Genomic DNA, 720 nt, shown 5'->3' on the forward strand with positions numbered 1-720 from the left:
TTTTGGTGGTTGAACCATATTGCCGTCAACCACACAGAAAGGGTTGAGATCGAACGAGTCGCGTGACAATGAAGCGTTCGGGTTCCAATTCGGTTTTGTGATGTAGTATTTCCAATCACGAGTCACGTGGTTTGCTGTAAAAGTCCATTCAAACGTTTGTGTACCAGATTTTATCGGACGTTTTACCCAGCGGTCGGCGGTTTGTTCGTCTAGTGCAGCTGCTAGAGCCGTTTCTGCGCTGGCAATTTTACCGTCGCGAGGGCCAGTCTCTGGGAAGCCATCAGGGCCTTCGACGCTTTGTGGTTCATATTGAATTGCGCCACAGTTAGTGTTTCTTTCATTGGTATCCGATGTTGGGTACTTACACAGCGCTGCACGACTTGCTGCGACGCCATCGTTGGATTCCGATACGTAACCGTGAGCTAAGACACCAGAGCTCATGCTTGCGATAGCAAGGGCAACGAGCGATTTATTAGGGAATGATTTCATTACACGTCCTCTTGTTTGGCTGACAAATGAATGCCACAACTCGGCGCATGCAGAGCACTCTCGTCCGCATCTGATTGGAACTCATTAGATACAGATAGAAAGTGGCAACCCCGCTATCTTAAGCACTAGTGTTGACTAGTTAAGCAGTGCTGGAAGACCGGAAGCTTTGCGTCCCATCCTTTCGAATGGTTTGCCGAAATGTGATTGAGCACTCGGAATGTAGCGTATGAA

Annotated in this window: 1 protein-coding gene and 1 riboswitch; the gene reads right to left on the reverse strand. The window is 48.5% G+C overall.

Translation table 11 applies throughout. The features are described from left to right. Positions 1–489 (reverse strand): lytic polysaccharide monooxygenase (locus tag R7Q48_RS27290; RefSeq protein ID WP_318133388.1); only part of this gene is annotated, 489 nt, incomplete at its 3' end. Positions 490–589: 100 nt separating this feature from the next. Next, positions 590–694: riboswitch (cyclic di-GMP riboswitch) on the reverse strand. Positions 695–720: the final 26 nt, after the last annotated feature.

The sequence above is a fragment of the Vibrio sp. 378 genome (assembly GCF_033339435.1).